This window comes from Polyangium sp. y55x31 (assembly GCF_029946505.1).
Lineage (GTDB): Bacteria > Myxococcota_A > Polyangia > Polyangiales > Polyangiaceae > Polyangium.
The window spans coordinates 1-7,859 of sequence record NZ_JARZHG010000081.1 but is presented as its reverse complement, the minus strand read 5'-3'; the positions used below and the strand labels follow the sequence as shown (position 1 = coordinate 7,859).

Genomic DNA, 7,859 nt, shown 5'->3' with positions numbered 1-7,859 from the left:
CCCGCGCCGCCCGCGCCGCCGTCACCGCCCGCGCCGCCGTTGCCGCCTGCGCCGCCTGCGCCGCCCGCGCCGCCGCCGCCCGCGTATTGCACGAGCTTCGATTGCGAGAACGATTCGGTGACGAGCGGTTTGTTCGGGCAAACCTCGAAGCCGTAGCCCCACTTCGCCTTGAGGAAGAAGCCCATGAGCTGCGGCGCGTCCTTGACTTCGAGGTCGAGCGTCACCGTCTTCGTCTTTCCGGCCGGCAGATCACCGACCGGGACGCCCGCCGTGAGCGCGGCGCCGTCAACCGGGTTGCCAGAGATGTCACCGGGGGTGCCGTCGACCGCGAACGAGACGAGGCCGAGGCTCGCTTCGAGCGGGAGCGAGAAGGCGATCTGCTCGGCCGCGACATCGCCGTTGTTGGCGAGGATGGCCGTGACGGTGAAGGTCTCGCCGAGCGAGACGGAGGGCGGGGCGTCGATGACGCTGCTCGCCACGCCCTTGAAGTCCGGCGCATTCACGTCGATGGAGAACGCCGCAAGGATCGGGGCATACGAGTCGTCCGTGGTGAGCGTGCGGATGACGGCCGAGCTCTGCCCATTCTGGAGCTGCTGATCCTGCGAGCTCAGGGGCACCGTCGTCACGTCCCAGCTCTGACGGCCGCCGCTCACGTTCTTGCCGGCGGCCGCGTCCTGGTTCCGATCGCCGAACGTGCCCTGGGTATCGAGGTTGCCGTTCTCGTCGTTGATCTGCGAGCAAAAGAAATTGTTCGACGGGTTGTTCGGCCCCGAAAGATTCTTGAACGGCCCGGCCGCCGTGGGGGCGAGCTGGAGCTGGTCGCCGACGAAGTTCGCGTCGCCCTCGATCGCGCTCACGATGACGCTGCCCTCGACGACGCCCGCCGGCGGCGCGCAGAAGCCGCTCACCGTGTAATCCTGGGTCGTGTTCTCGTCGACGAACGAGCCGCCCACGAAGATGCTGAGGTTGCGCATGGGGACGCCCTCGTCGCGGTAGGCGACGACGAGCGTCCAGCCCGCGGCGTTCAGGTTGTTGATCGAGCTCGCCTGCGTGGCCGGGACGCCCGAGACCTCGTACGTGCCCTTGCCGGCCTGCTTGACGAAATCCGTCACGTCCGCCGAGCGCATGTAATAACGGACCGCGAAGCCCGAGGCCGCCGTCTCGTTCATCGTGAGCGTCGTTGTGGGGTCGGGCGTGACCATCATCGTCGAGCCGTTCGCCGAGAGCGTGACGGCGGTGTCGAGCAGCGCCGTGACGTTCTCCCCGCCATAGTCGTAGCTGCCGCCCCAGAGCAGCTCCGCGTAGAGCACCTCGGCCTCGGGGAGCGAGAGCACGGCGCTCGATCCATTCGTCTTCCAGTCCGCCGTGGTGCCCATCGGCCAGGGGTTCTGCGGGTCCGCGGCGGGCTCGTCGACGGTATTGCCGAGCGAGATGAACGTGCCGATGGAGTCGCGATCACCGGGCCCGTTCACACTGGTCGCCTTGCTCAAGCCGAGCGAGTTGCCCGTGCCGGCGATTCCGCCGGGCACCGTCGCGGTGAAGCGCAGTTGTTGTGCGGAGGCAGATGCAGGGGCGAGCGCGGCGCACGTGAATGCAAGGAGGAGAGGTGCACGAAGCTTCATGCTCCCATGGCTAACCCGGGCGCGCGTGAGGGTCAAATCCTGTATCCTTGCGTGGAGCGGCATGGAGACCCGGGCAACCTTCGGCCTCAGCGAGATGATCTTCGAGGCGCCCGACACGTTCGTCATGAACCCGCGCGGGGACTTCGACGGGCCGACGGCGAGCGCGATGATGGAGCACCTCATCGCCCGGGCGCAGGGCCTTCCGTTCGTGCTCCTGCTCCTGGATCTCACGTACCTCGGCGTGATCACGCCGGCGGCGCGGCACGCGCTCACATCGAACGGGCACAGGCTGCCGCCGCGCGCGCTCGCGATCCACGGCGGGAGCTTCACGGTGCGCGTGGTGTCGCAGATGATGGCCCGGGCGAGCTTTCTGCGCGGGAGCAGGAACCGCTGGGTCTGGCATTCGCCGAACGAGGCGGCCGCGCGGGCGTGGCTCGACGAGAAGCGGAGGATGCTCGCCGCGGGGGTTCGTCCCGAGGAACGGTAATGGCTGGCATCCCGCTTGCCAGCAGGGACGGCGCGAGGTTTTGCTGTGCAAATGGGAACCAGGGGGGCGGCGCCGGGCTTGGGCGGTCGAATGAGCGTCTGCGCGCGCATCGCGGGGCTTTGCGTGGCCCTCGCGCTCGGAACGGGCTGCGGCGCCGCGACGTTCGGGGCCACGGTCCCGCTGGGATACGGCTCGGTCTACGGATACACCGTGGTCGACGCGGGCGGCGTCCCGTACGACATTTACGATTACCCGGCCTATTACTGGAACGGGAATTACGCCTATCTGGTGGGTTCGTCCTGGTATTATCCGTCGGCCGGGGGCTGGGTGATCTTCCAGGATGAACCCTGGGATCTCTACCAGTACCGGAGATCCCTTCCGCTCCAGGTCGCGCCGCCGGCCGTGCAATATCCCGCATATCCGGCCTACCGCGCGAGCCCTGCATATCGCACGCCGGCATATCGCACGTATCCCACGTACCGCGCGCCGACATACGAGACGACGCCGCCGGTCCAGGTGGCGCCTCCGGCGTTGCGAACGCCCTCCGTGGCCGCGCCGCCCGTGCAAGTCGCGCCGCCCGCCTCGCGCGTCGAGACCTACCGCAGGAGCGCGCCTCCTCCGCCCTCCGTGGCCGCGCCGCCCGTGCAAGTCGCGCCGCCCGCCTCGCGCGTCGAGACCTACCGCAGGAGCGCGCCTCCTCCGCCGGACGTGGCCGCGCCGCCGGTGCAAGTCGCGCCGCCCGCCTCGCGCGTCGAGACCTACCGCAGGAGCGCGCCTCCTCCGCCCGACGTGGTCCGCAGCCCCTCGTCGGGGAGCACGCGCCTCCCCTCGGCGCCGCCGCCTTCGCGTGGCCGGGGTGTGCAATCGGCGCCGCCTGCGCCGCGAAGGTAGCGTGCGCGGCGTATCGCGGCGCGGGGAGGTGGTGGTAGCATCGCGCCGCCTTCCGGCCCGACCATGAACGACATCGCCACGCAGACCCCCGCGCCCGAGCGCGCGAACCCTTCGCCCCGCGTCCGCATCGACCTCATCTCCACCGTGGTCCAGCGCGCCTTGCCGAACGGCGTGCGCATGGAGATAAGGCCACAGCGGCCGGTGACGGCGGCGTGGGATCAGGCGCTCCCGCTCTTCGAAGGCTGGATCCAGAGCGCGGAGCTACGTGTCCGCGCCTCGGGCCTCACGGACGGCCCGTTCTTCGCGGCGCTCGAGATCGAAGGCGCGAAGGTCGGCACGACCGTCGCGGCGGCGATCGGATCGGCACCCGCAGAAGCCGGCGCGGGGCCGCTCTCGTCGTTCTCCGTCGAGCTCGTCGTGCCGCTCGCGCTGCTCGCGCCGCACGCGGGGAAACGTTGCGCGTTGCGGCTGATCCTGTCGCCGCAGAGCTCGCTCGCGGGCGGGCGGAAGGTGACGCTCGCGCGGACGATCTTCGTGGGCATCCCGGGCTACGGGCCGCTGCTCTCGGCGCTGGATCTGCTCGAATCGACGGACTCGGTCCTCGTCGACGCGCCCGAGCGGCGCCTCTTCGATCTGCAAAACCCCGAGGAAGGGCTCTGGATCGGCACGGGCAAGTGGCGCCTGCGGCTCTTCGCGGACTGGGCGAAGCTCGAAGGCGAGCCGTTCGTCATCGACACGAAGCCCTCGCACGTCTCTCACCGCTTCCAGCGTGACGACGACGCGCCCGCCGTGGTGGTCGAGGACGCGACGCGGCGCGCGGGCGGGCGGCGCACGTACACCGAGCTCGTGCTCGATTCGTCGCATCCGGACCTTCTGCCGATCCCCGAGGAAGGCAAGGACATCGCGCTCGATCTGACGGTCGAGCACGCGCTCACGTACGGCGAGCACACGGGCGTGTGCACGTGGCACGCGGCGCTGCCGGTGCGCCTCCGGGATCCGCGGCCGCTCCTGAAATCGTTCCAGCGGCTCTCGGCCGTGGGCATCGATTTCGGCACGACAGCGACCGTCGCGGCGCTCTACCAGAAGGGCTACCGCGCCCTGCTCCGGCTCGGCAGCGGCAGCGCGCCGGCCGCGAAATCGGCGGAGAACCCGACGTACCTGCTCGTCGAGGATCACGAGCGGCTCTGGGCCGAGGTCGAGCGCGCCGCGGCCGGCGACACGCGTTTCCCGAACCTCCTGCGCATCGTGCGAGGCAGCCACGCGGCGCGCGAGGCGATGACCGACTCACCGAACGCCGTGGTGCCCGAGCTGAAGAGCCTGCCCGAGCGCGTGCTCAGCCTCGATCAGTCGCCGCAGCTCCGCGACCGCGAGCGTCGCCGCGACTTCCTGCTCGACGAGAGCCGCGTCCGCATCCTCGTGCGCGCCTACGCCTACCTGCTCTCGCGCGCGATCAACCGCCCGGGGCAGGACGTGTACCTGCGCTACTGGCTCACGCACCCGGCGAAGTTCGACGAGCGCGCGCGCAAGCTCCTCGAGGAGGAGATCCGCCGCGGGATCCTGCTCGGCATCCCGGAGGGGATCCCGGCCGAGGAGATCGTCGTGGAGATGAGCGCGAGCGAGCCCGAGGCGTTCGCCGCCGAGGTTTGTCCCGAGCTCGCGACGTACCCCGAGCTCGAGCCGGTCATCTCGAAGTTCGGCGAGATGCGCTTCGCGGTCTTCGATTTCGGCGGCGGCACGCTCGACATCGCCTGCGGCCGCTTCCGGCCCGCGACCGAGCAGGAGGCCGAGGAGCTCGGCAGCCGCACGGTGATCGAGACGCTCCAGGTGAGCGGCGACGATCACCTCGGCGGCGACTACCTGACGCACGAGCTCGTGTGGCTCACGCATCAGCACGACAAGCACCTGCCCGAGATGGAGGAAAAGGAGGTGCCGATGATGCGGCCGCAGACGGTGCCTCCGAACAACCTCGCGAACAAGCCGCACCTCTACAAGCGGAGCCTCGCCGGGCGGCAGAACCGCTTCCGCTTCGAGCGCGAGCTCGGCCTCGAAGCCGTGAAGTTCGCCCCCGAGAACGAGCCGCGTCGCGCGGCGGATCTCTCGGCGGCGCGCCTCGACGGGAGCGAGGTGCGGCTCGAATCGCTGGCCACGGACGTGCCGGCGCTGCACGGCAAGCTCACGGAGCACCTCCAGACGCGCATCCGCGACGGCGTGAAGCTCATGAAGAGCATGCTGGCGATCGCGCCGTGGGGCAGCGAAGGGGACTGGCGCGAGCAGGGCGTGACGATCCTGCTCGCGGGCAACTCCTCGCGCAGCGCGTTCGTGGAGCAGGCGCTCGCGGACGAGCTCGGGATACCGGGCCTCAAGGTCTGGCGGCCGGGCAGCAGCGAGCCGTTCCAGCAGGTCGTGCTCTACGAGACGCCGCAACGCACCGAGCGCGGCGTGACGATCGTGGGCGTGACGCCGAAGACGGCCGTGGCGCTCGGCGCGCTGAAGATCGCGAACCGCGAGGTGCACCTCGTCCGGCGCGCGCAGGGTTTTTCCTACTTCGTGGGCGATCTGCGCGGCTTCCCGCCGAAGTTCGTGGCGCTCGTGCAGATGGGCACGCCCGTCTCGGATCCGAGCGTGTTCGGGCCGCATTACGTGGACTTCGGCAAGTGGGACACGAAGACGCCGCTGCGCGTCGCGCAGGAGTACGTGGCCGGCAAGATGACGTCGAACGATCCGCGCGTGTCGATGATCCCGACGGGGCTCGCGGCCGGGCTCGTGGGCCGGCTCTTCGTGTGTGTCTCGGGCCCGGACGAGCTCACGCTGGCCTTGCAGCGCGACGGGCAGGACCCGCTCGTGACGACCTTGAACCTCGCGAAGTACATGCGGTGAGCTCGCCATGAAAGACACGTTTTCCGCGGCGCTGCGCGCCGAGATCGAGGCGATCGTGATGCGCTACGAGGCGCTCGTGTCGTCGCGCGTGGAGGCCGCCGAGCGCGAGGGCGCCGGGGCCGCGCAGGGCGAGGTCGCCAAGCTGCGCGCCGAGCGCGACGAGATGTCACGGGAGCTCGCGACGCTGCGGGTGCAGCGTGAACGTTTGTCCCTGGAGCTCGACACGGCGCGGGAGCGAATCGCGGCGCTCGAAGCCGAGGTGCGCGCGGGGGCGGCGGCCGCCTCGGCGCTGGAGGAGCAATTCTCGGCGGAGAAGAAGTTCGTCGCGGCGTGCGCGGACGTGAGCGGGACGATGCTGGAGGGCGCGCTGCGCGCGGCGATCGGCCGTGACCTCGTGGCGAGCCCGGGCCTTTATGCGGCGCTCAAGGCGAAGGGGCTCGAAGCCGTGCTCGTGGGCGCGTTCAAGGAGCGAGGCCGCACGATCGCGCATGCGCCCTTGCTCGAGCGCGAGCGCGCGCCACTCGCGGCCCTCGCGTCCGCAGCGGGGTGCGAGCTCGTCACGCCGACGTCGGGCACGCGTTTCTCGGCGTCTTCGATGGAGAAGGCGGCGACGACGAGTGATCCGGCGGAAGAGGGCAACGTGGTCGAGTGCATGCTCGCGGGGCTACGCCGGGCGGGGACCGAAGGAATGCTGGTGTTCCCGCGGGTGCGCGTGGCGACGGGGTGAACGCCGCAAATCAGATCCCGGGGGGGGTTCCCTAGCTCTCCAGGAGGATTGAATGATCGTGGCGAATGACGCTCGCTTGCGCTTTGGGGCAACCATTCTGTCTGGATTCGTCTTGCTGGCCTGCTCGTCGAGCACCTCGGTCACGAGCTCGGGCACCACGGGCAGCGGCGGGGCCGGCGGCACCGGCGGCATCGGCGGCGGGAGCAGCTCGACCGGAACGGGCGGAACGGGCGGCATCGGCGGCGCGAGCAGCTCGACGGGTATCGGAGGCGCGGGCGGCATCGGCGGCGCGAGCAGCTCGACGGGTATCGGCGGCGCAGGTGGCATCGGCGGCGCGAGCAGCTCGACGGGTATCGGCGGCGCAGGTGGCATCGGCGGCGCGAGCAGCTCGACCGGAATGGGCGGCGCAGGCGGCGTCGGTGGCAACGGCGGCACGGGCGGCGTGATGCAGGACTGCGGCGACGGCGTGAAGAGCGGCGGCGAGACCGACGTCGATTGCGGCGGCCCATGCGCCGCCTGCGGCGACGGCAAGGGCTGCCAGATGAACGCGGATTGCCAGAGCCAGGTCTGCACGAGCGGCGTCTGTCAAGCACCGACGTGCAGCGACGGCGTGCAAAACGGCGCCGAGAGCGGTGTCGATTGCGGGCCGGGATGCAACGCGCTCTGCGCCGCCCAGGGCACGTGCGACAACCATGACGATTGTTGTCTCGCCGGTCGGAACCTCTTGCGCAACCCGGTCGTATTCGCGCGGAACGGCGTGGGCGACGAATTCATGGACCTCCTGCCGAACCAGCTCCGCGCCTCCTCGGAGTACGGCGCTGGCCTGGACGCCTCCCGCCTCAATGACGGCAGCAGCGGGAGCCCCCTGGAATATTACGGGACGCCATCCAGCGTGGCCGAGGCCCGGCTCTACTTCCGCCTGCCAGAGGCAACGCCGGTAAAATCGATCTGCTACAAAAACGCCGGCACCGCACCAGCCGACGCCTGGCTGCCAAAGGAGGTCCACCTCGAGCGCTGGGATGGAAGCGCATGGGTGTCCGTCGGCGATTACGCCACGCAGCCCACGAAGAGCTGGCAAGCCTTCACGAGCGCCGGGGCACCAGCATCCGAGCTCTGGCGAATCCGCCTGCAAGACATCTGGCCGGGTTGCACCGGTCAGAGCGGCTGCCCGCGTTACGCCATCGGCGAGATCGAGCTCATCACCAATCCTTGAGAGTAGCCGAGCAGGAGGCGGGGGGGGGGGGGCACCCACCCC

At 70.2% G+C, this 7,859-nt stretch carries 5 protein-coding genes and 1 pseudogene; 5 read left to right on the top strand and 1 reads right to left on the bottom strand.

What is annotated here, in order from left to right:
* Positions 1–1,622, bottom strand: a pseudogene (locus QHF84_RS49830) (hypothetical protein); the annotation flags it as partial.
* 61 nt (positions 1,623–1,683) lie between these two features.
* Here QHF84_RS49830 and QHF84_RS49825 point away from each other — a divergent pair.
* The 5 genes from QHF84_RS49825 (at position 1,684) to QHF84_RS49805 (ending at position 7,817) form a co-directional block, all read left to right on the top strand.
* On the top strand, positions 1,684–2,109 hold the full coding sequence (locus QHF84_RS49825; protein ID WP_281320732.1) for a hypothetical protein: 426 nt from the start codon (positions 1,684–1,686) through the stop codon (positions 2,107–2,109).
* A 51-nt stretch (positions 2,110–2,160) separates the two neighbouring features.
* A complete protein-coding gene (locus QHF84_RS49820) occupies positions 2,161–3,000 on the top strand; it encodes a hypothetical protein (RefSeq protein ID WP_281320731.1) in 840 nt (279 codons plus the stop codon).
* Between the two features lie 63 nt (positions 3,001–3,063).
* A complete protein-coding gene (locus QHF84_RS49815) occupies positions 3,064–5,877 on the top strand; it encodes a hypothetical protein (protein WP_281320730.1) in 2,814 nt (937 codons plus the stop codon).
* 7 nt (positions 5,878–5,884) lie between these two features.
* Entirely contained in the window at positions 5,885–6,604 is a 720-nt protein-coding gene (locus tag QHF84_RS49810; protein WP_281320729.1) for a hypothetical protein, read from the top strand.
* Positions 6,605–6,656: 52 nt separating this feature from the next.
* Positions 6,657–7,817, top strand: coding sequence for a hypothetical protein (locus QHF84_RS49805; protein ID WP_281320728.1), 1,161 nt, complete (start codon positions 6,657–6,659; stop codon positions 7,815–7,817).
* Positions 7,818–7,859: the final 42 nt, after the last annotated feature.